The 23476-nt window shown below is 69.9% G+C and carries 23 protein-coding genes; 11 read left to right on the top strand and 12 right to left on the bottom strand.

Annotated features, from left to right (window positions below; translation table 11 throughout):
- The first annotated feature begins 85 nt into the window (after window positions 1-85).
- Window positions 86-880 (top strand): 5'/3'-nucleotidase SurE, encoded by a 795-nt coding sequence (gene surE / locus ACOZ35_RS04440; protein WP_424015248.1) that lies wholly within the window; start codon window positions 86-88, stop codon window positions 878-880.
- A 39-nt stretch (window positions 881-919) separates the two neighbouring features.
- Here surE and grpE read toward each other — a convergent pair whose 3' ends face one another.
- Complete coding sequence (grpE, locus tag ACOZ35_RS04435) at window positions 920-1618, bottom strand: nucleotide exchange factor GrpE (RefSeq protein ID WP_424015247.1); 699 nt, start codon at window positions 1616-1618, stop codon at window positions 920-922.
- Between the two features lie 75 nt (window positions 1619-1693).
- The gene (locus tag ACOZ35_RS04430; RefSeq protein ID WP_424015246.1) at window positions 1694-3217 is read right to left on the bottom strand and encodes a trehalase family glycosidase; all 1524 of its coding nucleotides are present in this window, start codon (window positions 3215-3217) and stop codon (window positions 1694-1696) included.
- A 156-nt stretch (window positions 3218-3373) separates the two neighbouring features.
- On the opposite strand from ACOZ35_RS04430, the gene ACOZ35_RS04425 reads away from it, so the two are divergent.
- The 3 genes from ACOZ35_RS04425 to ACOZ35_RS04415 are packed head-to-tail and all read left to right on the top strand — an operon-like array spanning window position 3374 to window position 6338.
- Window positions 3374-4423, top strand: coding sequence for an ABC transporter ATP-binding protein (locus ACOZ35_RS04425; protein WP_424016027.1), 1050 nt, complete (start codon window positions 3374-3376; stop codon window positions 4421-4423).
- Between the two features lie 4 nt (window positions 4424-4427).
- Complete coding sequence (locus ACOZ35_RS04420) at window positions 4428-5366, top strand: carbohydrate ABC transporter permease (protein ID WP_424015245.1); 939 nt, start codon at window positions 4428-4430, stop codon at window positions 5364-5366.
- Window positions 5367-5372: 6 nt separating this feature from the next.
- The gene (locus ACOZ35_RS04415; RefSeq protein ID WP_424015244.1) at window positions 5373-6338 is read left to right on the top strand and encodes a carbohydrate ABC transporter permease; all 966 of its coding nucleotides are present in this window, start codon (window positions 5373-5375) and stop codon (window positions 6336-6338) included.
- A gap of 34 nt (window positions 6339-6372) precedes the next feature.
- Here ACOZ35_RS04415 and ACOZ35_RS04410 read toward each other — a convergent pair whose 3' ends face one another.
- The 7 genes from ACOZ35_RS04410 to ACOZ35_RS04380 form a co-directional block, all read right to left on the bottom strand.
- Complete coding sequence (locus tag ACOZ35_RS04410; protein WP_424015243.1) at window positions 6373-7932, bottom strand: cryptochrome/photolyase family protein; 1560 nt, start codon at window positions 7930-7932, stop codon at window positions 6373-6375.
- Window positions 7933-8001: 69 nt separating this feature from the next.
- Complete coding sequence (locus tag ACOZ35_RS04405; RefSeq protein ID WP_007344711.1) at window positions 8002-8448, bottom strand: phosphate-starvation-inducible PsiE family protein; 447 nt, start codon at window positions 8446-8448, stop codon at window positions 8002-8004.
- 48 nt (window positions 8449-8496) lie between these two features.
- Window positions 8497-10950 carry a DEAD/DEAH box helicase gene (locus tag ACOZ35_RS04400; protein WP_424015242.1) on the bottom strand — a complete coding sequence of 818 codons (2454 nt, stop codon included), beginning with the start codon at window positions 10948-10950 and terminating at the stop codon, window positions 8497-8499.
- An 87-nt stretch (window positions 10951-11037) separates the two neighbouring features.
- A complete protein-coding gene (locus ACOZ35_RS04395) occupies window positions 11038-11703 on the bottom strand; it encodes an N-acetyltransferase family protein (RefSeq protein WP_424015241.1) in 666 nt (221 codons plus the stop codon).
- A 118-nt stretch (window positions 11704-11821) separates the two neighbouring features.
- A complete protein-coding gene (locus tag ACOZ35_RS04390) occupies window positions 11822-12610 on the bottom strand; it encodes a mechanosensitive ion channel family protein (RefSeq protein ID WP_424015240.1) in 789 nt (262 codons plus the stop codon).
- Between the two features lie 3 nt (window positions 12611-12613).
- Window positions 12614-13423 carry a diadenylate cyclase DacZ gene (dacZ, locus tag ACOZ35_RS04385; protein WP_424015239.1) on the bottom strand — a complete coding sequence of 270 codons (810 nt, stop codon included), beginning with the start codon at window positions 13421-13423 and terminating at the stop codon, window positions 12614-12616.
- Between the two features lie 65 nt (window positions 13424-13488).
- Window positions 13489-15114 carry a GMC family oxidoreductase gene (locus ACOZ35_RS04380; protein ID WP_424015238.1) on the bottom strand — a complete coding sequence of 542 codons (1626 nt, stop codon included), beginning with the start codon at window positions 15112-15114 and terminating at the stop codon, window positions 13489-13491.
- 132 nt (window positions 15115-15246) lie between these two features.
- Between ACOZ35_RS04380 and ACOZ35_RS04375 the strand changes: the two genes are divergently transcribed.
- The 4 genes from ACOZ35_RS04375 to ACOZ35_RS04360 all read left to right on the top strand — a co-directional run bounded on the left by ACOZ35_RS04375 (window position 15247) and on the right by ACOZ35_RS04360 (window position 19186).
- Window positions 15247-15867: a class I SAM-dependent methyltransferase gene (locus tag ACOZ35_RS04375; protein WP_424015237.1), complete on the top strand. Its 621-nt coding sequence runs from the start codon at window positions 15247-15249 to the stop codon at window positions 15865-15867.
- A gap of 93 nt (window positions 15868-15960) precedes the next feature.
- Entirely contained in the window at window positions 15961-17073 is a 1113-nt protein-coding gene (locus ACOZ35_RS04370; RefSeq protein WP_424015236.1) for an aldo/keto reductase, read from the top strand.
- A gap of 92 nt (window positions 17074-17165) precedes the next feature.
- The gene (locus ACOZ35_RS04365; RefSeq protein ID WP_424015235.1) at window positions 17166-17831 is read left to right on the top strand and encodes a hypothetical protein; all 666 of its coding nucleotides are present in this window, start codon (window positions 17166-17168) and stop codon (window positions 17829-17831) included.
- Complete coding sequence (locus tag ACOZ35_RS04360) at window positions 17828-19186, top strand: hypothetical protein (RefSeq protein WP_424015234.1); 1359 nt, start codon at window positions 17828-17830, stop codon at window positions 19184-19186. Before ACOZ35_RS04365 ends, ACOZ35_RS04360 begins: the two co-directional genes overlap by 4 nt.
- Before the next feature lie 62 nt (window positions 19187-19248).
- Here the strand turns inward: ACOZ35_RS04360 and ACOZ35_RS04355 are convergent, their stop codons facing one another.
- Together ACOZ35_RS04355 and ACOZ35_RS04350 are read right to left on the bottom strand one after the other, a co-directional pair.
- Window positions 19249-19419, bottom strand: a complete 171-nt coding sequence (locus tag ACOZ35_RS04355; RefSeq protein ID WP_004595617.1) for an HVO_0758 family zinc finger protein — start codon at window positions 19417-19419, stop codon at window positions 19249-19251.
- 211 nt (window positions 19420-19630) lie between these two features.
- A complete protein-coding gene (locus tag ACOZ35_RS04350) occupies window positions 19631-19786 on the bottom strand; it encodes a hypothetical protein (protein WP_343777575.1) in 156 nt (51 codons plus the stop codon).
- A 160-nt stretch (window positions 19787-19946) separates the two neighbouring features.
- Between ACOZ35_RS04350 and ACOZ35_RS04345 the strand changes: the two genes are divergently transcribed.
- The 3 genes from ACOZ35_RS04345 (at window position 19947) to ACOZ35_RS04335 (ending at window position 22935) form a co-directional block, all read left to right on the top strand.
- Complete coding sequence (locus ACOZ35_RS04345; protein WP_424015233.1) at window positions 19947-21131, top strand: CynX/NimT family MFS transporter; 1185 nt, start codon at window positions 19947-19949, stop codon at window positions 21129-21131.
- Between the two features lie 105 nt (window positions 21132-21236).
- Window positions 21237-22403, top strand: coding sequence for a glycosyl transferase family 2 (locus tag ACOZ35_RS04340; RefSeq protein ID WP_424015232.1), 1167 nt, complete (start codon window positions 21237-21239; stop codon window positions 22401-22403).
- Between the two features lies 1 nt (window position 22404).
- The gene (locus ACOZ35_RS04335) at window positions 22405-22935 is read left to right on the top strand and encodes a DUF7109 family protein (protein ID WP_424015231.1); all 531 of its coding nucleotides are present in this window, start codon (window positions 22405-22407) and stop codon (window positions 22933-22935) included.
- 22 nt (window positions 22936-22957) lie between these two features.
- On the opposite strand, the gene ACOZ35_RS04330 is transcribed toward ACOZ35_RS04335, so the two are convergent.
- Window positions 22958-23410, bottom strand: a complete 453-nt coding sequence (locus ACOZ35_RS04330; RefSeq protein ID WP_424015230.1) for a DUF5804 family protein — start codon at window positions 23408-23410, stop codon at window positions 22958-22960.
- Window positions 23411-23476 lie beyond the last annotated feature (66 nt).

Raw genomic sequence — 23476 nt, 5'->3', positions numbered from 1 at the left:
GTTCGGTTCGGCGTCGACGGCCGCTTCGGTGCCGTCGCGTCCCGGCCGACGGTGGACTTTTGCCCGACTCGCCCGTGATACGGGTATGAGCGTCGACCGGATCATCCTGACCAACGACGACGGCGTCGACGCCGCGGGCCTGCGCGCGCTGTACGACGCGCTCGCGGCTGAGTACGCGGTGACCGTCGTCGCGCCGGCCAACGACCTGTCCTCGGTCGGCCGGGCCCTCTCCGCGGACGTCGCCGTCGACGACCACGAGCTGGGGTACGTCGTCGACGGGACCCCGGTCGACTGCGTCGTCGCCGGACTCGACGAGCTCGTCCCGGACGCGGACGCGGTCGTCGCGGGCTGTAACGAGGGAGCGAACCTCGGCGCCTACACGCTCGGCCGGTCCGGGACCGTCTCGGCCGCGGTCGAGGCGGCGTTCTTCGGCGTGCCCGCGGTGGCGACCTCGATGTACGTGCCCGGCGGCGACGACTGGTGGAAACGCGAGTTCAAGGCCGACGACTTCGCGCACGCGGTCCGCGCGACGAGGTTCCTCGTCGACGAGGCGGTCGGCGCGGGCGTGTTCGACCGCGCGGACTACCTCAACGTCAACGCGCCCATCGCGAACGACGCGCGCGCGCCGCTTCGCGTCACGACGCCCTCGACGTGGTACGGGATGCGCGCGGAGCGAAACGGTGACGGCCGCGTGGGCTTTTCCGACCCGATCTGGGGGCGGATGAACGACGGCGACGTGCCGGACCCGGTTGGGACCGACCGGCGCGCCGTCGTGGACGGCGAAGTGTCCGTCTCGCCGCTGTCGGTGCCGCACGCGGCGGAGCCGAACGCGGGGCTCGACGAGCTGGCGGACGCCTATGAGGCGGCGGTTCGGTCGTAAAAATGGACCCCACCGCTCGGTTGCGGCGGAGTCGGCGCCTTACTCTTCGTCGCCGGTGCTGACGGTGACCTTCGCCTCGCTCAGCACGCGGTCGCCCATCTCGTAGCCGGGCTCGTACACCTCGTGGATCGTCCCCTCCGGGCGATCGCTGTCGACGCGGAGCATCACCTGATGGCGCGCGGGGTCGACCTCCTCGCCGGGCTCCGGCTCTATCGATTCGACGCCCTCGTCGGCGAGCACCTCGTCGAACTTCTCTAACGTCGACTCGACGCCGGGACGGAGGTCGCTCCCCTCGTCCTGGTCGAGCGCGCGCAGGAGGTCGTTCCGGACGGGGGTGAGCCGCTCGACGAGCGCCTCGGAGGCGCGCTCGCGGATGTCCTCCTGCTTCCGCTTCGCGCGCTCCTTGTAGTTGCTGAAGTCCGCCTTCACGCGGGCGAGCTTGCTCGTCAGCTCCTCTGCCTCCTCGTCGCGCTCGCGGAGCGTCTCGCGGGTCTCGGCGAGGTCGGCCTCCAGCGCAGCCACCTCCCGGGCGAGCGCCTCGTCGTGTTCGGCGACGGCCGCGGCGATCGCCTCGCCGTCGCGGCGGGCGTCGCCGTTGGGCTCGCCGTCGGCCGATTCGTTGCCGGCCGACTCGCCAGCCGCTCCCTCGGCGGCCGCCTCCGCCGTGCCGTTCGCTCTCGCCGCGTCGCCCTCGGCGTCGTCGGGGGACTCGACATCGACGGCGTCGTCGTCGCTCATACCCGATCGAAGTCGGTCGTCGGGGATAAGCGTTCAGAACCGCGACGCGGCGAGCCCGAGTGCCCGCCCGGACCCCTATTGGCGAGCGGACAGCGCCGTGACGACGCCGTTCGTCCAGCCGAACCCGTACTGAGGCTCGTACTCGCCCAGATCGGTCGTTTCGCCCACCGTCCGGACGTCGTACTTCTCCGCCATGCGGCCGGTCTCCTCGAAAGAACTTCGCGCGAGGTCGACCCAACGGCTCGCGATCTCGTCGGCCAGGTCGTCGTGGCCGTACCGGCGCAGGCCGGTGACCGCCATCCAGTGGAGGGGCGCCCAGCCGCTCGGCGCGTCCCACTGCTCGCCGGTGGCCTCGAGCGTCGTCACCAGTCCGCCGGGGCGGAGGAAATCGCGACGGAGCCGGTCCGCGACCGCGGCCGCCCGGTCGTCGGTCGCCGCCCCGGTGAAGAGGGGCGCGACGCCGGCGAGCGTGAGGCGCGCCGACTGCTCACCGTCGGCCCACGAGTGGTCGACGTAGAACCCCGCCTCCGCGTCCCAGCAGTACCGGTTGATCGCCTCGCGGCGGTCCGCCGCCAGGTCGGCGTACCGCTCGCCGGCCTCGCTCCGTCCGACGCGCGGGAGCCACTCCGCGAGGGCGGACTCCATGCCGAAGAGGACGGCGTTGAGGTCGACCGGCACCAGTTCCGTCGTCCGGATGGTGGCGAGGTCGTCGCCCGCCAGCCACCGAGAGCTGAAGTCCCACCCGGACTCGCAGGCGGCTCGGACGTCGCGGAACAGCCCGGGTCGGTCGTCGACGTCGACCCGCTCGGCGAGCCGCCGGTCCTCGTGGTACGACTCCGGCCGCGGGCGGGCGCGGTCGTCCCAGTATCGGTTGAGGACCGTTCCGTCCGCGAGGCCGACGACGCGGCGGTGCGCCGCGGGGCCGTCGGCCGCGGCGACGCGGTCGGCCCCGTCCGTCCAGAACTCGTGTTCCGTCCGGAGCGCCTCGACGTGGGGCGCGACCGCATCGAACCCCTCCGCGCGCTCTAACACGCGGAGCATGCGGTAGAACAGCGGGACCTGCGACCGGCTGTCGTAGTACGCCCGGTTCCCGAGCGGGACGAAGCCGAAGCGGTCCAAAAGCGACGCGATGTTTTCGACCATCCCCGCGATCAGGTCGGCGCGGTCGGCCGCCGCCAGCCCCTCCGCGGTGAAGTAGCTGTCCCAGTAGTACATCTCGCGGAAGCGACCGCCCGGCACGACGTGCGGGTTCGGGAGGGAAATAAGGGTCGAGCCCGCCGAATCGGCATCATCGAACGTCCGGGTCAGCGTGCCCCACAGCGACGCGACGTGGTCCTCCATCGAGCGCGACGCGGTGAGGTCCGGGGTCGCGGCGACCGGATCCGGCAGCCGGAAGTGGTCCGCGACGAACGACTCGAGATCGAAGTCGGGTCGGTCCCGTCCGGTCAGATACCGCTCGAAGACGAGATCGGGGGAGACGCGCGGCTCGGCGTCGACGAACCGCTTGTCGTCGTCGAAGAGGTCCCGACGCTGGACGGTGCGAAAGAGCTCGCCGGAGATCTGCGGGAAATTGGTGTAGTCGAAGAGACCGGAACTCATCTTCCCCACGTAGTGAAAGGATCGCTAAGTAATTATTGAATTAGCCGGACAGAGAACGGATACTCCACAGCGGCGGCCATCCTCATATCCAAGGTCTATGATTAATTATAAGTGTAATAAATGAATACGGGCGGGTAGTTGATGACCCGCATTAGCATGCGATCGGTGAGCAAGTACTTCGACGGGGGTGACACGGTCGCCAACTACAAGCTGGACATGGAGGTGGACGACGGGGAGTTCGTGGTGTTCCTGGGGCCGTCCGGCTGCGGGAAGACGACCGCGCTCCGAATGATCGCGGGGCTGGAGGACCTCTCCGAGGGAGAGATCTACTTCGACGACGAGCGAGTCGACGGGATGCCGCCCGCCGACCGCAACGTCGCGATGGTGTTCCAGAACTACGCGCTGTACCCGCACATGACCGTGCGGGAGAACATCGAGTACCCGCTGAAGGTTAGGGGCGTTCCGCCGGAGGAGCGCGACGAGCGGATCGCCAAGGTCGCCGAGCTGTTACACATCGAAGACCAGATGGACAGCGATCCGGGCGAGATATCCGGCGGACAACGCCAGCGGACCTCGCTCGCGCGGGCGATCATCCGCGAACCGTCCGTGTTCCTCCTCGACGAGCCGCTCAGCAACCTCGACGCGAAGCTCCGCCTGGAGATGCGCTCCGAGCTCAAGCGGATCCAGAACGAGCTCGGGATCACGACGGTGTACGTCACGCACAACCAGGAGGAGGCGATGAGCATGGGCGACAAGATCGTCGTGCTGAACGACGGCACGATCCGGCAGGTCGCCGAGCCCCAGGAGCTGTACGAGCGACCGCGGACCACCTGGGTCGCGAAGTTCATCGGGTCGCCGCCGATGAACCTCTTCGAGGGCGAGAACCGCGACGGCACCGTTCAGCTCGCCGAGGGCAACACCCTCCCCATGCCGACTGAGACGTCGTCGCCGACCGTGTCCGTCGGGGTCCGACCCGAGGACATCGGCGTGTCGACGGACCCACCGGACACGGACTGGACGGTGCCGGGCACGGTGAAGACGGTCGAACCGCTCGGAGAGTACGTGCTGGTCAACGTCGAGGTGGGCGGCTCCGTGGTGAACGTCAAGGTCCCGCATACGGACGCCGTGGCGGGGGATCACGTCCACCTCACGTTCGACCCGACCGACGCGTACCTCTACGACGAGGACGGGGAACTGGTGGCCTGATACCATGTCAGTCGGAGCGTACCTGGAGGACCGGCTCGACCGCGACTTCGACGGGGAGAAGCTCACGGCGATCCTCGTGTTCATGCTCCCCGGCCTCACGCTGTTCGCCATCTTCTCCGTCGGGCCGATGCTCTACTCGGCCGTCGGGAGCTTCTTCACCTGGGACGGGTTCACCATCGGGCAGTTCGCCGGGTTCGACACGTGGATCGCGACGTTCCAAGACGACGCGATAATCAACTGGAGCAACCTCCTCGCCTTCGAGTACCCGATGGGGGCGCTCCCGCAGAACATCATCTGGATGGTGGTCCACGTTCCCTTCAGCACGCTGCTCGGGCTCGGCCTCGCGCTGCTGTTCGCCGACCTGCGCGGCCGGAGCATCCTCCGCTCGATGGTGTTCCTCGCGTTCACGACGCCCACCGTCGTGATCGGCCTCGTGCTGCTGTTCGTCTACGACCCGCAGGCCGGCATCTTCAACGGGCTGCTCCGGTCGATCGGACTGGAATCGGTGGTCCGGAACTGGGTCCAGGAGCCGCAGATCGCGATCTACGCGCTCATCGCCGGCGGGGTCTGGGTCCAGACCGGGTTCAGCATGCTGTTGTACAGCTCCGCGCTCGCGGGGATCGACCCCTCGTTGCTGGAGTCCGCCCGCGTCGACGGCGCGGGACGGTTCCGCCGGTTCAAGGACATCATCTGGCCGCTCGTCAAGCCCGTGACGGCGGTCGTGGTGATCATGAGCATGATCTGGGTGATCCGGATCTTCGCCATCGTCTACGCGGCGGGCGGCCCGTCCGGCGGTCCGGGCGGGGTGTTCTCCGTGTTGGGCCTCGAGGTGTACCAAGCGGCGTTCTCCGTCCCGATCGAGTACAGCAAGGCGATGGTCGTCGCGCTCATCGAGCTCGTGATCGCGCTCCCGATGGCGTGGTACATCGCGTCAATGGACTGATCGACAATGACCGACACACACAACGCAGACGATCCGACCGACGCCGACAGCGAGCCGAAGACCGACGGCGGGCGCGTGTACCACGAGCCGCCGGAGACCGCGCCGATCTCCGACCGACCGCTCCCCGAACGGATCCGCGCGGCGGTGCCGAGCGGCCCGCGCGCCCTTCGGTACGCGATCGCGATCGGCGTCGCGCTCCTGTGGCTCGTTCCGCTCGTGGGGCTGTTCATGGCCTCCGTCCGCCCGCTCGACCAGATCATTCAGGGCTGGTGGAACTTCGAGACGTTCACCGTCACCTTCGAGAACTACGCAGAAGCCTGGACGTTCCAGTCCGGGCCGATGCGGCAGGCCATGTACAACACCGCGATCGTCACGATCCCGTCCGTCCTCGCCGTGACGCTGCTCGGGACGATGGTCGCGTACCCGTTCGCCCGCTTCGACTTCCCGGCGAAGAAGTGGCTGTTCTTCCTGCTCATCGTGGTCATGGCCGCGCCGCCGGAGCTGGTGGCGATGGGCAACTACAACACGCTGCGGAACACCGGCCTGTTCGACACGTACATGGGGCTCATCCTGGTCCACATCGGCTGGGGGATGGGGTGGGTCGTCATGTTCCTCCGGAACTTCCTCCTCGGGCTCCCTGAGGAGCTTGAGGAGGCGGCTCGGATCGACGGCGCGTCCCGCTACCAGATCTTCAAGTCGATCGTGTTGCCGTACTCGGCCCCGGCGCTCGTTTCCGTGGCGGTCATCCAGTTCACGTGGGTGTGGAACTCCTTCTTCTTCCCCCTCGTGTTCATGCGGTCCCGCGAGAACCAGCTCGCGCCGCAGGTGTTACCCCTGATGAAGGGGCGCCTCCAGATCGACTGGGGGCTCGTCGCCGCCGGCTCGGTGCTGACGATGATCGTCCCCATCCTCCTGTTCGTCACGCTCCAGCGGTACTACAAGCAGGGGATGGTGGCCGCGGTCGCCGACTGAGTCGGCCCCGCCGCTCGGTTTTCCGTCGGAGATTTCAGTCGTCTGGGTCCTCGCCGCGCGCCCGCTTATACATCGCGAGGGCCTTCTCGCGCCGCTCGGAGTGATCGACGATCGGCGACGGGTACTCCGGCGCGGCGTTCGCGCGCTGCGTGGGCGAGAGCTCGTGCCACTCGTGGATCAGGTCGGCATCGAGCCCCCGGAGTTCGGGGACGTACTCCGTGATGTACTCGGCGTCGGGGTCGTACCGCTCACCCTGCGTCATCGGATTGAAGATGCGGAAGTACGGCTGCGCGTCGGTCCCCGTGGAGGCGGCCCACTGCCACCCGCCGTTGTCGTTGGCGGTGTCGTGGTCGGCCAGGTGCTCCCGGAAGTGGTCGTAGCCGTGGCGCCAGTCCGCGAGCAGGTCCTTCGTGAGGAACGAGGCGACGATCATCCGCACGCGGTTGTGCATGAACGCCTCCTCGCGCAGCTGTCGCATCCCGGCGTCGACGATGGGGTACCCGGTCTCGCCGCGCTTCCACGCCGCGATCTCCTCGGGGTCGTCGCGCCACGCGATCCCCTCCTCGTACGCCTTGTAGTTCTCCGTCACCACCTCGGGGTTGTGGAAGAGGACCTGCGTGTAGAACTCCCGCCACGCCAGCTGCTGTTGGAACTCCTCGACCTGTTCGGGGGCATCCTCGGGGCGCGCGTCCGACTCCGCCTCGGCCATCGCCTCCTCGGTCGCCGCGTACGCCTCGCGGACGCCGATCTCGCCGTACTTGAGGAAGGCCGACAGCCGGGAGGTCGCCTCCTCGGCGGGGTAGTCCCGCTCGGCCTCGTAGGCGAACACGGCCTCGTCGAGGAACTCGTCGAGGCGCTCGCGGGCGGCCGCAGTCCCGGCGGGGCCGATCTCGGCGTCGGGCTCCGCGAAGCCGAGGTCTGCGGGGGTCGGAAGGTCGCCGACAGCGAGACCGTCCGGAACGGCGTCAGCGGTGGTGCTTCCGGCGTCAGCGTCCCCGCCGTCAGCGACCGCGTCCCCCGCGTCGCCCCAGCCGAGTGCGTCGGCCGCGTCCGCGAGCCGGTCGGCGTCGACGAGCCCCTCAGCGGTCGGCGTCGGGGCGAGGTCGTCCTTTGCGCGGTCGGTCCACTTCTTCCAGTAGTAGCTGTACACCGAGTAGGGGTCGCCGGCGTTCGTCCGGATCGCGTCGGGGTCGTGGAGGACCGCGTCGTGGCGGGCCTCGCGCGCGACGTCGACCGCGTCGAGCGCGCGCCTGACGCCGGCGTCGCGCTCGCGGGCGAGCCCGGAGTAGTCGCGGTTCCAGACGACGCGCTCGGCGTCGAGGGCGCCGGCGAGCTCCGGAAGGACGGTCTCGGGGTCGCCATGCGCGACGAGCAGGTCACTCCCGCGCTCGCGGTAGTCGTCGCGGAGCGCGGCGAGCCCGTCGAGCAGGCGGCGGACCCGCACGTCGCTCGCGTGGTCGAGGACGTCCGGATCGAAGACGAAGACGGGCGCGGCCGGCCCCCTGTCGGCGTCGGCGTCGTCGGCCCCGGTCGCCGCCGCGAGCCCGACGTTGTCGGCGACCCTGAGGTCCCGTCGGTGCCAGAACAGCTCCATGGGATCGACACGTGCGCGTCCACCGTGAAACCACCGGGATCGCAGGTCGAGCGCTGCTCGGTGTTCCGGTCAGAGCTCCAGCCGCCCCGGAACGTTCACGCGGTCCAGCATGAAGTACCCGAGCGTGAGTGTGAGGATCAACACGCCGAGCGCCGCGGCCGCGAGCAGGGCCTCGTTGCCCCCGCCGTAATCCTCCAGCCGGAAGCTGATCACGCGCCGGGAGACCGCGATGATCGCGGCGCTCACGACGATCCGGAGGACGGGCTTGCCGCGCGCGTACGCCACGAGCGTCCGGTGGACCTCGACGATGATCAGGAGGAGGAGGACGCTGTCGAGCAGCTCGACCACCTCGGCCGGATCGGTGAAGTTACCGGCGACGAGGAGGCGGTACAGCGAGACGAACAGGTCGAACACGCCGATGAGAAAGAGCAGGAGGAGGAAGTACGCCGCGCCGAGGACGAGCCACTCCATCGCCCGGGCCGCGGGGTCCGCGGCGTCGTCGAGGTCGAACTCCATCGACAGTTCCCTCGGCGCCCGGCAGCAAGGAGTTTTGGGTGGACGCAGTCAGGAGCCCGCTTCGGCCCCGGTCAGCGATTCGAGGAGGCGGACGGCGGGCGCCTTCGCCAAGGGGTCGTTTCCGTTTCCGCAATGGGGCGACTGGATGCAGGCGGGGCAGCCGCCCTCGCAGTCGCAGGTGTCGATGAGCCGCGCAGTCCGGGTCATCAGCTCCTCGATTCGGCCGTGACCGCGGCGCGTGAGCCCGACGCCGCCCGGGTAGCCGTCGTAGACGAACACCGCCGGCCCCTCGGTGTGCGGGTGGTGCGGCGTCGAGATGCCGCCGACGTCGGCGCGGTCGCACAGCAGGTGGAACGGGAACAACGAGATGATCCCGTGTTCGGCGGCGTGGATGCCACCGTTGAACGCGTACTCGCCGCCCGGGATCGGTTCTCCCTCACCGTTCTCGGATTCGTCGTCAGGCGCCTCGCCGCCGTCGGCGCTGACCTCGCGGTCCTCGGCGCCGCCGTGGCCCTCGTCGAGCGCGTCGCCGAGGCGCCGCATTTCGCGCTCGATGTCCTCGGGGACGGGGAAGTACAGCGCCTTCGTGCGAAGCGTCGTCTCCGGGAGGTCGAGCGTCGACTCGCCGAGCGACTCCCCGGTCGCGGCGTCCTTCCGCACGAACCCCGTGATCTGCTCGGTTACCGTCACGTCCGCGAAGCGGACAGGGACGTCCTCGCGCGCGGAGAGCGCGCGCTCGTCGAGGTCCTCGTTCACGACGATGTCCTTGTCGGAGCACACCTGCGTGTAGTAGTCTGCCCACGACTGCTGGAGCTCGGCGACGTCGCGGTCGAGGTCCAGCTCGATCACCTCGTAGGTGCGGCCCTGCTGGTGGTAGATGGCCCCGGGGTGGGCGTCGCGGAGGGCGTCGGCGAAGCCGAGCGTCGCGACCGTCTCACCGCTCGACCGCTCGATCAGCGAGATCTCGCGCTCCTCGGCGGTGCGGAGGTTCACGGACTGCTGCGGGCTTGACCCGCCGGCGTGGACCCAGCGCGTGCCGGCCGCGGCCTCGCGCCGGTTCAGCACGCCCTCGTCGGTGAGGTCCGCCACCACGCCCGGGAACGAGTCGCCGAAGAACCGCTCGTCCTCTGGGGAGAGCCAGTTCTCGTCGGCCGCGCAGGCGACGTGGCCGGGCATGAGCTGGCCGTTCTCCGGGTCGCATATGGCGTCCTCGGGCGGTGCGTCGAAGAAGTCGCTCGGGTTGCGCATCAGGTACTGGTCGAGCTGGTCCTCGCCGCCGACCATCACCACGAGGGCGGGGTCGTCGCCGCGGCCGGCCCGGCCCGCGCGCTGGTGGGCGGACATCCGCGTGCCGGGGTAGCCGTCGAGGACGACCGCGTCGAGCCCGCCCACGTCGACGCCGAGTTCGAGGGCGCTCGTCGACCAGACGCCGCGCAGGTCGCCGGCGTGGAGGTCTGCCTCGATCTCGCGGCGCCGGTCGTCGGTGAGCGCCGCCTGATACGCCCCCACCTTCCCGGCGAGGTCGCGCTCGCCCCGCTCCCGGAGGTCGCTCGCGCTGTCGGTCGCGTACTGCTCGGCGGTCTGCCGAGCGCGGGTGAACGCCAGCGTCTGCTGGTCCGCAGTGACGAGGTCGACGAACAACCGCTTGCTCTCCGTGTGGCTCGACTTCCGGCGGCCGCTGCCGCGCTCCTGCCAGTCGTCGTCGTACTCCGGCGGGTTCCACAGCACCCAGTCGCGCGGCCCGCGGCCCGACGTGTCCTCGTCGACGAGCGTGATTCCGTCCGGGTCGCGGCCGGTGACGGTCGCGACGTGGTCGACGGGGTTGTTGATCGTCGCCGAACAGCAGACGAACTGCGGCGACGAGCCGAAGCGCTCGCAGGTCCGCGCGAGCCGACGAAGCGTCAGCGCGACCTGCGAGCCGAACACGCCGCGGTAGCTGTGGACCTCGTCGATCACGACGTACTCCAGCGAGGAGAAGAACCAGTCCCAGAGGCGCCCGGCGTACGGCAGCAGCGCGTAGTGGAGCATGTCCGGGTTCGAGAGGAGGACGGTCGGCCGGCGGTCGCGCACGTCGCGCTTCTCCGACTGAGAGAGCCGCCCGGTGTAGGAGTCGACGGAGACCCGGCTGCCGAAGCCGAGGTCGGCAGCGAGCTCCGAGAGCGACTCCTCCTGGTCCGCGATCAGCGCGTTCTGCGGGCCGACGTAGAGGGTCCGTCCGCCGTGATCCATCGCCGCCTCGAACGCGGGGACAGTGTACGCGAGCGACTTGCCGCTGGCCGTCTCGGTCGCGAGGACGGCGTCGTCGCCGCCGCGGACCGCCTCGATCGCGTCGGCCTGATGGCGGTAGAGCCGGTCGATCCCGCGCTCCGCGAGCGCGTCGGCGAGCCGCGGTTCGAGGTCGACGTCGGCGAACTCGGGCTCGCGCGCCGGGATCCGCCGGTGGTCGGCGATCTGTCCCTCGTAGAAGGGGCGGTTTCGCAGCCACTCGATGGCGTCGTCCACGGTTACGGTACCCTGGGGTCGGCGGGGCCTAACGGTTGCGGTGGCGCCGGGGCCCGCCCCGTGAGCGGTGTCGCGCGCCGCCCCGACTCAGTCGTCGGCGGGCGATCGCCCGGAACCGCCGTCGGTCGGTGAGAGGTCGACCGCGGGCTCGGTCGGCCCCTCGCGGGCGAGCGGCGGCCAGCGGACCTCGGTCGCGACCTGGTGATCGAGGTCGAGGCGCATCCGGAGGTCCCCGCGGCGCTCGACGACCTCGAACCCGACCGTCCGGTAGACGTTACGAGCGACGCGGTTCCCGGTCTCGACGTGGAGCTCGATCCCCTCACGGCTGGCCGCGGCGGCGTTTGCGATCACGTGCCGGCACAGCTCGGTCCCCACGCCACGATCCTGTGCGGCGGGGTGGACGAACACGGCGAGCTCGGGGACCGCGGCGTCGGTCGGCGTGTACATCGCGTGGCCGAACAGCTCGCCGTCCCGCTCCGCGACGACGTTATTTCCCTCCGTTAGCATCGACCGGATCCACTCGGCGCACCGGCTGCGGCTCACCGGGGGGAGCCCCTGCGCGCGGTCGGCGCGGTCGTACCGCTCGTACATCTCCGCGAGGAACGGCTCGTCCGCGTCGACCGCCGGTCGGATCGTCCAGCGCGCTCCCTCCTTGTCGACGAACCGCGGACAGCGCGGCGGACAGTGGGGCGTCCCCTCGCACTCGCTGCCGTCCCACCCGTCACAGGCGACGCTCGCGGTATCGGGGGTCATGTCTCGACGTTGGCGCCGCGCCGGGTTATACCAGGCCGGCTACTTTCATAGCGTGGGAACGGGTGACGGGGGTCGCCCACGACAGCGAGACGACCGCGATACGACCGAGAGGGCGGCGCTACTCGCGGATCAGTACGATCCCTTCGCGGAACACCGCGTGGTTCGGGACGACGTGTTCCTCGCCGTCCGTCTCGATGTGGGTGACGAAGAGGTCCACCTCCTGGACGACGCCGCGCTCGCCGGCGACGCGCACCTCGTCGCCGATGCCGTACGGCTGCCGGAGGAGGAGGAAGACGCCGGCCGCGGCCGAGGCGACGAGGTCCTTCGTCGCGAGCGCGGCGAACAGTACGAGCGCGAACGCGTACGCCGCGAGCAGCACAATGAGCGCGAGCGTCTGGACGCCGACCTGACTGAGCGCGACCAGCGTCGCGACGTACACGACGCTGTATTTCACGAGCGTCGGGAGCACGCCGAGTTCGGGGAGCTTGATTCCCCGGAGTCGCTCGGCGGCGAGCAGCTCGGCCTTATCGCCGACGACGATGCCGACGATGAAGACGATCACGGCGACGAACAGCCGCGGGAGGAACGCGGCGACACCCGACCAGAACTGTTCGAGGTAGTTCACGTCCGCGACGGTGAGCGCGACGATGATGGTGACGGCGACGATGAAGTAGCTCGACAGCTGTGCTAAGATCCGCACCGTCGAGGTGTCGAACTCGCGGGCCGTCCGCTCGAAGGCGGTCCCCTCGATCACCTCGGGGACGCCGGCGCGCCGGAGCAGCCGACGGTTGATCACGCCGGTGACGTACGCCAACACGAGCCCGAACGCGAGCACCGCGAGCGCCAGCCAGATCCGGTACGGCACGTTCACGAGGAAGTCGGGAACGGCGACCTGAGCCGCGGACATGGGTCAGTACTCCTCCGGATCGATCTCCAAGACGAGTTCCCCGGCCTTGAACGCCCGAACGAGCCCGTCTGACTCGGAGAGGACGATGGAGGTCGAGTTCGTGTCGCGGGTGATCGCCGCGCCGGACATGTGGCGCGCGCCGAGCCCCTTCGGGATGTCGACCCCCTCGGCGGCGGGTTCGAGGTAGCGGTACGCGGAGACGATCTTCCCAGAGTCGGAGACGACGAAGGCGCCGTCGAGCCGCGAGAACTCCTTGAGCATCACGTTCACGATGGGGTCGCCGACGTGGACGTGGCTCTTCTCGAAGGGGTTGTACGACAGCGGTCGCGACTTGTTCATCACCTTCCCCGCGTCGCCGACGACGAACAGCGCGCCCACCGGCTTCCCCTTCTGCCCCTTCTGTCCGAGCTCGATCGCGACCTCGAACACGTCGCGGATCACGCTCGGCTCCGCCCGCGAGTTGGCGAACAGGTCGTAGATCCCGGTGTGGACACCCTCGTCGACGGTCGCCCGGATCACCGCGTCCGAGCCGGCGTCGAACACCGAGGCGACGCACGCGACCTCGTCGCCCTCGGCGAGGAGTCCCTCGTCCATTGCGCCCTCGATGCCGAACCGGATCCGGTCTTTGACGTTGTCGAACGGGAGGGGGAGCTCGACGAACGTCTCCGCGTCGACGTCGTTGTCGGGCGCGACGACGACGACCTCGACCTCGGCGTCCGCGAATCGCTCGTAGAAGGAACTCGTCGGGGAGAACAGCAGCGCGGCGTCGACGTCCTCGACGAGGTCCGCCAGGTGGTCGGTGAGCGAGGCCATTATCACCCGTGACTCCCGGAGTCCGTATAGTCGTTGCGTCGTGCGGGCGTCTGACGCGATCCGGCTCAGTCGTCGGCGACCGAGACCGATCCCTCGGCCGTCGTCGTCCGCTCGTCTCGGATCAGGTCCGCCGCTCGCTCGGCGATCGCGATCGTCGGTGCGTTCGTGTTCCCGCCGACGAGCGTGGGCATCACGCTCGCGTCGACGACGCGGAGCCCCTCGACCCCGCGGACGCGGAGCTCGTCGTCCACGACCGCCGCCTCGTCGTTGCCCATCTTGCACGTCCCGACGGGGTGATAGACGGTGTGACACTCCTCACGGACGTGTTGCGCGATCTCCTCGTCGGTCTCGACGTCCTCGCCGGGCCACAGCTCGCGGCCGAGGTACTCCGAGAGCGCGTCCTGGTCGGCGATCTCGCGGGCGCGCTTGACCCCCTCGACGAGCGTGTCGAGGTCCGCGCGCTCGTCGAGGTAGTTCGGATCGATGGCAGGGGCCTCGACCGGGTCGTCCGAGGCGAGCGCGACGCGGCCGCGGCTCTCCGGTCTGAGCTGCGTTGCGCCGATCGATAACCCCCGTCCCTCCTCGGGGTTCTCGAGCCCGTGTTCCATGAAGTACGAGGGCGCGAAGTGGAACTGGAGGTCCGGCCGGGGCTCGTCCGCGTCAGTGCGAACGAAGCCGCCGGCCTCCCCGACGTTCGAGGTGAGCTTCCCGCGCTTGAAGACGAACCAGTTGGCCAGGTCCTTCAGACTCCCGGCGTCGTCCAGCGTGCTGACGTCGTCGTCCGTCTCGTAGACGGTGAACGCAAACAGGTGGTCCTGGAGGTTCCGGCCGACGCCGGGCGACGCGACCTCGACGTCGATACCGTGGTCCGCGAGGTGGTCGGGGTCGCCGATCCCCGAGAGCATGAGCAGCTGCGGGGAGTTGACGGCGCCGGCGCTCAAGAGGACCTCCTCGGTCGCGTCGACGGAGCGAGTCTCGCCGTCCTGCCTGTACTCGACGCCGGTCGCGCGACCGCCCTCAACGCTCACCTCGATCACCTGCGCGCCGGTCTCGGCGGTGAGGTTCGGGCGATCGAGCGCGGGCTTGAGGTACGCGTCCGCCGCGCTGTGGCGTTTCCCGTCCTTCTGTGTAACGTGGTAGAGCCCGACGCCCGCCTGCTCGGCCCCGTTGAAGTCGTCATTTCGGTCGTACCCCGCCTGCGTGGCCGCGCGGACGAACGCCTCGGAGGCCGGCCGCGGCGATGACTGGTCGGTGACATTGAGCGGCCCCGAGTCCCCGTGGTAGGACGAGCCCCCCGGCTCGAAGGTCTCCGCGCGCTTGAAATACTCCAGCATCGAGTCGTATCCCCAGCCGTCGTTGCCCAGCTCGGCCCAGCCGTCGTAGTCCGAGGGGTGGCCCCGGATGTAGATCATCGCGTTGGTCGAGGAACACCCCCCGAGCGTCTTGCCGCGCGGCCAGTAGAGCTCCCGGCCGGCGCAGCCGTCCTGCGGCTCGGTGTAGTACTCCCAGTCCGCGTCGGTCTTGAACAGCTCCGGGAACGCCGCCGGGATCCGCATGTTCCGGTCCTCGTCGGGCGTGCCCGCCTCCAAGAGCAGGACGCTCGTCTCCGCGTCCGCGGTGAGCCGGTTCGCGAGGACGCAGCCCGCAGACCCGGCGCCGACCACGATATAATCGTATTCATCGCTTGTCATAGTCAACCATGAGATAGTGTGGCAATTAAGTGTACTCGTGTGGCCGGACCACGAGACGGCGCGCGGATCGACGTGCTCCGCCGGCGGGACGCCGTCCGACGACGTTTTCCCTCTCTGGCGGCGTTGCCACACGTGGAACCAGATTCCGTCCGAGAGTCGTGGGAGAACCGGGCGGGCGAATACTCACCGGCGTACTACGCGCACTACGGGCCGAACGAGACGAGCGCGCTGATCCGCGAGGCCCTCGACGCGCACCTCGACCGCGACGCGGCCGTCCTCGAACTGGGGTGCGGCTCGGGCCGCCACCTCGAACACCTCGCGTCTCACGGGTTCGAGGACCTCTCGGGGATCGACATCAACGCCGAGGCGTTCGAGACGATGCGGGAGACCTACCCCGAACTCGCCGCCGACGGGACGTTCTACTGCGGCGCGATAGAGGACCTCGTCGAGGAGTTCGACGACGGCGCGTTCGACGCGGTGTACTCGGTCGAGACGCTCCAACACCTCCATCCGGACGTCGAGTCGGCCTTCGCGGAGATTGCGCGGATCACCGACGACATCCTCGTCACGGCCGAAATCGAGGACCCGACGCGAGAGTCGGCGCCGGACGAACCTGACGTGAACTACGTCGACGACGAGACGCCGCTGTACTACCGCGACTGGGGCGAGATATTCACTTCGCTGGGCCTCGTCGAGGTCGACATCGTCCGCGGCGACAGGGACACGACGCGGACCTTCCGCGTGGCCGACTGAGCGGCGGCCTCGACGGGAGCGGTACGGACCGGGGCGGCCCGGCCTCCCGACCTCCCGCGCGACTTTTACCCGCGAGCCGACTACCCCGACCACATGGCGACTCGCGAGGCCCTCTGGGGGTACCGGAACCGGTTCGGCGACGCCTTCGGGCGTACCTATTTCCGTCGCTTCGGGCCGGGCGTCGTCTCCAGCGTCGGGATCGGGACGTACCTCGGCGAGCCGACGCCTGCGGTCGACGAGGCCTCGCGCGAGTCGATCGAACTGGCGCTCCGGTCGGGGGTGAACCACGTCGACACCGCGGCCAACTACCGCTGCGGCCGCGCCGAACGCGTCGTCGGCGAGGCGGTTCGGAACGCCCCCGTCGACCGCAAGTCCGTGGTCGTCGCGACGAAGGGCGGCTTCCTCCCGTTCGACGGCGAGCGCCCGGACGACCCGAGCGCGTACGTCCGCGAGCGGTTTGTCGAGCCCGGAATCGTCGCCCCCGACGACCTCGCGAACGGCGCGCACGCGATGACGCCGGAGTTCTTGGAGTGGTCGCTCGACCGCTCGCTCGACCGCCTCGACCTCGACGCCGTCGACTGCTTCTACGTCCACAACCCCGAGACGCAGCTCGCGGCCCGGTCGCGAGAGGAGGTGTACGACCGGATCGGTGCCGCCTTCGAGACCCTCGAACGCCGTCGCGCAGCCGGAGACATCGGGGCGTACGGCGTCGCCACGTGGAGCGCGTTCCGCGTCCCGGAAGGCGACGAAGACTACCTCTCGCTCGGCGAGGTCCTCTCGCGGGCCGAGGCCGCCGGCGAGACGGTCGGCCCCGACGACGACCACGGGTTCGAGGCGATACAGCTCCCGTTCAACGTCGCGATGGCGGACGCGTTCACGCGGCGGAACCAGCCCGCGCCGCCCGGAAGCAACGCCGACGGGCCCGTCTCGACGCTCGAGTTCGCCCACGAGGCCGGGCTCTCGGTGGTGACGAGCGCGAGCGTCGGGCAGGGCGATCTGGCGGTCGAGGGCGCGATTCCGACCGATGTCGACGCGACGCTCGCGGGGGAGACGCCGGCCCAGCGCGCGCTCAACTTCGCCCGGAGCGCCCCCGGCGTCACCTCCTCGCTCGTCGGGACGACGGACCCCGACCACGTCCGCGAGAACGTCGCGGCCGGCACCTTCGACCCGCTCGGCGCGTCGGCGTTCGACGCCGTCTTCGAGTGAGGCGGGCGGCGGCCGCCACGCCGCGGAGCCGGCGCAAGAGACCGGACCGGCGGGCCACAAGACGTTTGACGGAACCCGTCCAAGCCGGTCGCATGTCCCCCACGCGACGAGCCCTCCTCCGTAGCCTCCCCCTCGGGGTCGGCGGCGCGCTCGCCGGCTGCCTCGGCGGGAGCGCGGGCGATCCGGAGGCGGAGTCCGATCGGCAGCAGGCGTCCGGTATCGAGTCGGACCCGACCGTGCTGAAGCCGCGGAACCCCGACGGCGAGAGCGTCCTCCTCGACGGGAGCGAGACGAACGACGAGGGCGAGCCGATCTCGATCGGCCGCGAACTCGTCGCGAGCGCGGACCGGGCGGCCGAACTGCTCGCCGCCGAGGGTGTCGCGGACGCGGACCGCGAGCGGATCCGGTCGTTCCTCGACGAGACGGACTACGACGCGGAGACCGTGTACGTCGCGCGCGCCATCGTTGATTCGTGTGAGCGGCTCGTAATCCGCTCGGTGTCGTGGGATCCGGGGCACGTCGAGTACGAGTACTGTAGCGAGCTCCGCCCGCCCGACGAGTCGTGCGAGGCCGACGCGCGGGTCACGCTCGCGCTCCTCTTTCGGCTCCCGGTCGCCCTCGACGGTCCGATTACCCGCTCCGGCGCCAGCGGGCACTCCCCGTGTCGGACTACCGACACCGAGTACGCGGTTATCGACGGGAACGCGACGGTGTCCGGGAACGAGACGGCGATCGACACGTGGGGTGAGGACGCATGACGCGTTGGACGACCCGGCGCCGCGCGCTCGCCGCTGCCGGCGCGGTCGCGCTCGGTTCGCTCGCCGGCTGTTCGGGAAGGGGGAGGGAACCGCGCTTCTGGGACGATCCGCCGTCGCTCGACGTGGAGGCGGTCCCACGCGAGTTCAACGACCCGATCCCCGACTCGCCGCGGCTCGTCCCTGTCGATGTCGAGCCGGCGGTCGAGCGCGCGTTCGCCGACCGCGTCGACCGCCTGCTCTCCCCTATTCCGGAGCCGTTGACCGCGGAGACGCTCCCGAACGGCGAGATCCGCGAACAGATCGAGACGGAGCGGGCGGCGGCGCGCGAGGCGTCTCCGGGCTCCGAGGAGTCGCTCCCGCCGCTGCGGGCCGCGGAGCGGTACGCGACCGCGCGCGACCACGCCGCGACCGCCGTCGGCACGTGGGCGGCGGTGACCGTCGAGGGCGACCCGGAGGCGGTGGCCGCCGACATCGGGACGGTTCGGCGGCGGGCGTCCGACACGCTGGAGGAACTACCGGGCCAGGCGACGGATCCGTTGGCTGGAGCCGCCGTCTACGGCCCGATCGAGCGCTGGTACGACGAGTCGCGGCGGCGGACGCTGGTCGGCGGGAGAGCGGGCCCCGCCTCGCGAGCAAATCCGCTCCGGACCGGCGAGTCGATCGGGGACGTCGAGCGCGTCCAGTCGTACGTTGAGGCGGGTCGGTACCTCAGCGACCGGTACCGGGACTCGCTCGCCGATCCGGTGCCCGTCGCCGAACCGCTCCGCCGCGGAGCGGAGCGGTTGGGGGCCGAGATCGGCGACCGCCTCCGGGCCCTCCACGGAGGGGAGACCGACCGACTCCGGTCGAGCCCGGGGACCGAGGCGTTCCTCGACGATCGGCCCGTCGCGCGGGACGCGCCGAGCGTCTCGCTGCTCTCGACGGCGACCTACCGGACGTTCGAGGACCTCCGGTTCGACCCGGTTCCGGTCGACGACTACGTGCCTGACCACCCGGCGACCGCGTTCACGCGGACGCTCCTCGCGCGCGTCCGGTTCCGCGGGCTCGACGCGCTCGCCTCCCGTATCGAGGACGGCGAGGCGATGTTCCCCGCGGACGCCGAGGCGGTCGGCGCCGCGCGCTCCGCGGCGATCGAATCGACGACGACGCTTGCGGGGAGCGAGGACCCGCTGGACCGATACCTGGCGACGCGGTTCCTCCCGCTGTTCGCGGTCCCGGACGGAACGCTCGCCGCGGGCGACCGGAACGCCCGGTCAACGGTCGAGGCGTTCACTGCGTACCGATGGATCGAAACGGTCACCGACGAGGCGCGGACGGTGACGGAGTCGGTCGGGGACTCGTTCGAGCCGAATTGAGCGCGATCGACGGGGACGAATCGACCGCGACGGGAGAGAGGGCGAGACGGGTGGTGACGGCGTCAGCGAAGCTCCTTGAACCGCGCGCCGCACTCCGGACAGATGCGGACCGAGAACACCTCGTCGGGGTCGTTCTCCTTTTTCAGCACCTGTTCGCAGTCGGCGCAGTTCAGCCGCTCGTAGGTGTCCTTCATCAGGTCGCCGTCGCGGAGCCCCTTGCGCGTGGATTTCATACCCGGGGTTTGTCGCCGGGGCGCATAAAAACCCTGTACGACATCGGTCTGACGAGTTCGCCGAAAGCGACGCCAAAAAGGGCGAGATGGGCGTCGACGGTGGCGGGCGGAGTGTCGAGTCAAAGCTAGGCGGCTCTGTTGAAATCCTATTCTTCAGACATATTATTGCCTGAAACAGCCAGTCGATGAGAGCTGCGTACTGAGTAATATTTCAGTTTTTAAACCAACCAAACAGTCCGAGTGAAATAGCGAATAATCCCCATAGAACTGTGCGGAAATTGGGTTGTGCCAAAGCGATACCAAGAATACCTACTCCGGCAATAACAGAGAGAATCCCGGTGAGTTTTCGATACTGCTGTAGCGACATAGATGTGAGGAGTCTATTGTATTATTTAGAGCGTTTCGTCATAATTACTTGGCTTGTACTGACCACACCCCGGTCAGAATATATCACTACCCAAGGATTTCAACAGAGCCAGCTAGGCCGCTTTCGCAACGCTTGTGTCCGGGCGCGCGGAATCGCCGCCGTGTCACGGACCAGGCTGTTCGGATCGCTTTGCGCGCTGGTCTTCCTCGTCAACTTCGCGCGCGTCGTGTTCGCTCCCCTCGTGGGCGAGTTCATCGACGCGTTCGGGATCCGCGAGGGGACCGCTGGGCTCATCGTCACGCTCGCGTGGCTCGGCTCGGCCGCCCCGCGGCTCCCCGCCGGCTGGGCGCTCACGCGCTTCACGCGGCGCAGCGTGATCGTCGTCTCCGGCGCGATGTTGACCGCGGGCGCGCTCGGCGTCGCCCTCGCGCCGAGCGTCCTCGCGCTGATGGTCGCCGCCTTCGCGATCGGCCTGGCCTCCGGCGTCTACTTCGTCGCCGCGAACCCGTTCATCTCGGAGCTGTTCCCGCAGCGCGTCGGGCGCGTGATGGGCGTCCACGGCATGGCCAGCCAGCTCTCCGCCGTCATCGCCGCGCCCGCGGTCACCGTCGCGCTGTGGTACGACTGGCGGTACGCCTTCTACGCGCTCGCGCTCGCCGCGGCGGCCAGCACGGTCCTGTTCGTCACGCTCGCGAAGCGGACCGACCTCCCCGACGCCGGCTCGGGCGACACCGACTTCCTCGCGGCCGCCCGCCGGGAGTGGAAGCTGATACTCGCCGGCGTCGTGCTGATGGGGCTCACGAGCTTCGTCTGGCAGGGCCTGTTCAACTTCTACGAGCTGTACATGATCGACAAGGGGCTGGCGCGGTCGACCGCGCGGAACCTCCTGACGGTGATCTTCGCCGCCGGCGTGCCCGCGTTCCTCGTGTCCGGCGACCTCGCTGACCGGCTCCCCCACGTGCCGTACCTGCTCGGCATCGTCACGGCGTTCGTCGGCGGCGTCGTCCTCGTCGTCGTCGCCGAAGGGTTGGCGGCGGTGATCGCGGCGAGCGTCGTCGTCGGCTTCGCCATTCACATGCTGTTCCCGGCCGGCGACACGTACCTGCTGGCGTCGTTGCCCGACGAGTCGCGCGCGTCGGCGTACGCGATGTTCTCGGCCGGGATGATGTCCACGCAGGCGGCCGGCTCGTGGGTCGTCGGCGAAGCGATCGAGGCGGGTGCGGGGTACGACGCCGTCTTCCTCTCGCTCGCGGGCGGGTTAGTGGTCCTCGTCGCCGCGTACGCGGCCCTCTACCGCCTCGGACGCGTCCCCGGCGGCGCCGCGGGATCGACGCGGGCGGCGTGACGTAGGATCGGCGTCGGATCCGGAGGGCGTGAGCCGGTCCCGGGCGGCCCGCCCCGGTTGGTGGTACCGCACCTGTTTTGGGCTTCGCTCCCGTGTGATCGGTAAATGGAGTACGTACAGGAGCGCGTGACGACCCTTCACGCGTTGACCGACCACCGGCCCGACGCCCCCACGGACCGCGCGGCGGTGGTCGTGCCGATGACCGAGCGCGAGTACGGGACGCTCGCGGCCGATCGTGTGCTCTCGACGCTAGAGACGGTCGACCCGGGTCGGGTGATCGTGCCGCTGCGCGCATCCGCCGACCGCGCGGGCCCGTTCGCGGACTGGCTCGACGGGTTCGACCTCGACGTCGAGACGCTGTGGTGCGACGGCCCCCGGCTCGCGTCGCTGCTCGAATCGCGCGGGCTCGACGGCGAGCGCGGCAAGGGCCGCGACGTGTGGCTCGCCTTAGGCCGCGCGCTCGACGAGGAGTTCGTCGTCGTCCACGACGCCGACACGAAGACCTACTCCTCGGCGTTCGTCAACCGACTGCTGTTCCCGCTGGGTCAGGGGTACCGGTTCTCAAAGGGGTACTACGCCCGCGTCGAGGACGGCTCGCTGTACGGGCGGCTGTTCAGGCTGTTCTTCCGGCCGCTCGTCCGCGCGCTGGGCGACGCCGCGCCCGGGCGGAAGCCGGACGTGTTGGAGTACCTCTCCGCGTTCCGCTACGCGCTCGCCGGCGAGTTCGCGGCGACGAGCGACCTCGCCTCGCGGCTCCGCGTCCAGCGCGGCTGGGGGCTGGAGGTCGGGACGCTCGGCGAGGCGTTCGGCCACGCCGGCTTCGCGGACAGCGCGCAGGTCGACCTGGGCCGCTACGAGCACGACCACCGCTCCGTCGAGGGACCGACCGGCCTCGCCGACATGAGCAGAGCGGTCGGCGAGGCGACGCTGCGCGCGGTCGAGGACGCCGGCGTCGCGGTCGACTACGACGGTCTCGCCGAGCGGTACCGCGAGGCCGCGGAGACGCTGGTCGACGGCTACGCGACCGACGCGGCGTTCAACGGCCTCTCGTACGACCCCGACGACGAGCGCTCGCAGGTGGCGACGTACGCCGAGGCGCTCGGCGAGCCCGGCCCCGACACCCGGCTCCCGGCGTGGGAGGACGCGCCCGTCGACCCCGACGAGGTCCGGGAGGCCGCGCGCGAGGACCTCGGCGCGGTGCGCGGGAGCGACCGGATCGACGGCTCGGTGACGGGAGACGCTCAGACGGAGCCCGCCCCGGGGGAGGACTGAGATGGCCGACGGAAGCGGCCCGAGCGTCGCCGCGCGCGACGACCTCGCCGGCGTCGTCGACATGTTCGAGTGGCTCACCCGCGCGGAGCTCTCGCGCGCGCTCTCGGAGCTGGCGTTCAAGCAGCGCGCCGAGGTCGATGAGGACGCCATCGACGCCGCTATCGACCTCGCGGTCGCCGAGTACGCGCTCGTTCCGGCGCCGGTCGAGTCGCTCTCGGGCGCGGAATCCGAACCAATCTCCGACGGGGAAACTGCCCTCGCGGTCGGCCCGGCCGCGTTCCCGACGCTCCCGGAGGGGGCGGAGGACCTCCCGCACATCCTCGACGTGCCGGACCGCGAGGTCGACCGCGAGGCGCTCGCGGACGCGGTGCTCGAACGGCTTCGCGACGAGGCGGTCGAGGCGATAGGCGAGGGCGACGACGACCGCTTGGAGACGCTGGCGGACGTGACCTACGACGTGGAGGCGTGGGCGCCGGTCGACGTCGACCCGGTCCGGACGCGGATCCTCGCCGAAGTAGACGAGGGGGCGTGAGTCGGCGAGCGACGCGATCGCCTCACCCGGAGAACTCGGACTCGCTCACGCGGACGATCACGGTCTCGTCGACGTCGCGGAGGTCGTACTCCGGCGTTTCGCCCTGTCGCCGTCGGACGAAGAGGGGCTCGACCGGCCGGCCGTCGACGAGGCCGAACACCTTCAGCCGCTGGTCGGTCTCCTCGGGGGGCACGTCGCCGTCGCGGACCTCGCGGGCGAGGTCCCGGGAGAGCCACTCGTCTTCCGCGACGGACGGCTCCAACACGAGCGCCTCCTCGACGAAGCGGACGAGGTACCAGTCGATGTCGTTGAGGAGGGAGACGGCGGCGCCGAGGCTCACGGTGTCGACGGCGACGCTGTTCTCGAACGGCTCCTCGATGTCGTAGGTGGCGAGCGCGTCGCGAGCCGTCTCGCGGGAGAGCAGCTCGTAGGAGAGCTCCACGTCGGGGTCGCCGAGGAGACACACCCGCGTCATGTCCCTTTCTCGGACCGGCCGGCGCAAATCCGTTGCGGTCGTCGGGCGGGCCGGAGCGGGGACCGA

Source organism: Halorubrum xinjiangense (assembly GCF_049604745.1).
In the GTDB taxonomy this organism is placed as follows: Archaea; Halobacteriota; Halobacteria; order Halobacteriales; family Haloferacaceae; genus Halorubrum; species Halorubrum xinjiangense_A.
The sequence above is the reverse complement of the archived record's forward strand: the minus strand, read 5'-3'. Positions and strand labels throughout refer to the sequence as shown.

Bases quoted from the DNA above. Each gene is read 5' to 3' on its own strand.
- surE (WP_424015248.1), top strand. From the start codon at position 86: ATGAGCGTCGACCGGATCATCCTGACCAACGACGACGGCGTCGACGCC.
- grpE (WP_424015247.1), bottom strand. From the start codon at position 1,618: ATGAGCGACGACGACGCCGTCGATGTCGAGTCCCCCGACGACGCCGAG.
- ACOZ35_RS04430 (WP_424015246.1), bottom strand. From the start codon at position 3,217: ATGAGTTCCGGTCTCTTCGACTACACCAATTTCCCGCAGATCTCCGGC.
- ACOZ35_RS04425 (WP_424016027.1), top strand. From the start codon at position 3,374: ATGCGATCGGTGAGCAAGTACTTCGACGGGGGTGACACGGTCGCCAAC.
- ACOZ35_RS04420 (WP_424015245.1), top strand. From the start codon at position 4,428: ATGTCAGTCGGAGCGTACCTGGAGGACCGGCTCGACCGCGACTTCGAC.
- ACOZ35_RS04415 (WP_424015244.1), top strand. From the start codon at position 5,373: ATGACCGACACACACAACGCAGACGATCCGACCGACGCCGACAGCGAG.
- ACOZ35_RS04410 (WP_424015243.1), bottom strand. From the start codon at position 7,932: ATGGAGCTGTTCTGGCACCGACGGGACCTCAGGGTCGCCGACAACGTC.
- ACOZ35_RS04405 (WP_007344711.1), bottom strand. From the start codon at position 8,448: ATGGAGTTCGACCTCGACGACGCCGCGGACCCCGCGGCCCGGGCGATG.
- ACOZ35_RS04395 (WP_424015241.1), bottom strand. From the start codon at position 11,703: ATGACCCCCGATACCGCGAGCGTCGCCTGTGACGGGTGGGACGGCAGC.
- ACOZ35_RS04390 (WP_424015240.1), bottom strand. From the start codon at position 12,610: ATGTCCGCGGCTCAGGTCGCCGTTCCCGACTTCCTCGTGAACGTGCCG.
- dacZ (WP_424015239.1), bottom strand. From the start codon at position 13,423: ATGGCCTCGCTCACCGACCACCTGGCGGACCTCGTCGAGGACGTCGAC.
- ACOZ35_RS04380 (WP_424015238.1), bottom strand. From the start codon at position 15,114: ATGACAAGCGATGAATACGATTATATCGTGGTCGGCGCCGGGTCTGCG.
- ACOZ35_RS04370 (WP_424015236.1), top strand. From the start codon at position 15,961: ATGGCGACTCGCGAGGCCCTCTGGGGGTACCGGAACCGGTTCGGCGAC.
- ACOZ35_RS04365 (WP_424015235.1), top strand. From the start codon at position 17,166: ATGTCCCCCACGCGACGAGCCCTCCTCCGTAGCCTCCCCCTCGGGGTC.
- ACOZ35_RS04360 (WP_424015234.1), top strand. From the start codon at position 17,828: ATGACGCGTTGGACGACCCGGCGCCGCGCGCTCGCCGCTGCCGGCGCG.
- ACOZ35_RS04355 (WP_004595617.1), bottom strand. From the start codon at position 19,419: ATGAAATCCACGCGCAAGGGGCTCCGCGACGGCGACCTGATGAAGGAC.
- ACOZ35_RS04350 (WP_343777575.1), bottom strand. From the start codon at position 19,786: ATGTCGCTACAGCAGTATCGAAAACTCACCGGGATTCTCTCTGTTATT.
- ACOZ35_RS04340 (WP_424015232.1), top strand. From the start codon at position 21,237: ATGGAGTACGTACAGGAGCGCGTGACGACCCTTCACGCGTTGACCGAC.
- ACOZ35_RS04335 (WP_424015231.1), top strand. From the start codon at position 22,405: ATGGCCGACGGAAGCGGCCCGAGCGTCGCCGCGCGCGACGACCTCGCC.
- ACOZ35_RS04330 (WP_424015230.1), bottom strand. From the start codon at position 23,410: ATGACGCGGGTGTGTCTCCTCGGCGACCCCGACGTGGAGCTCTCCTAC.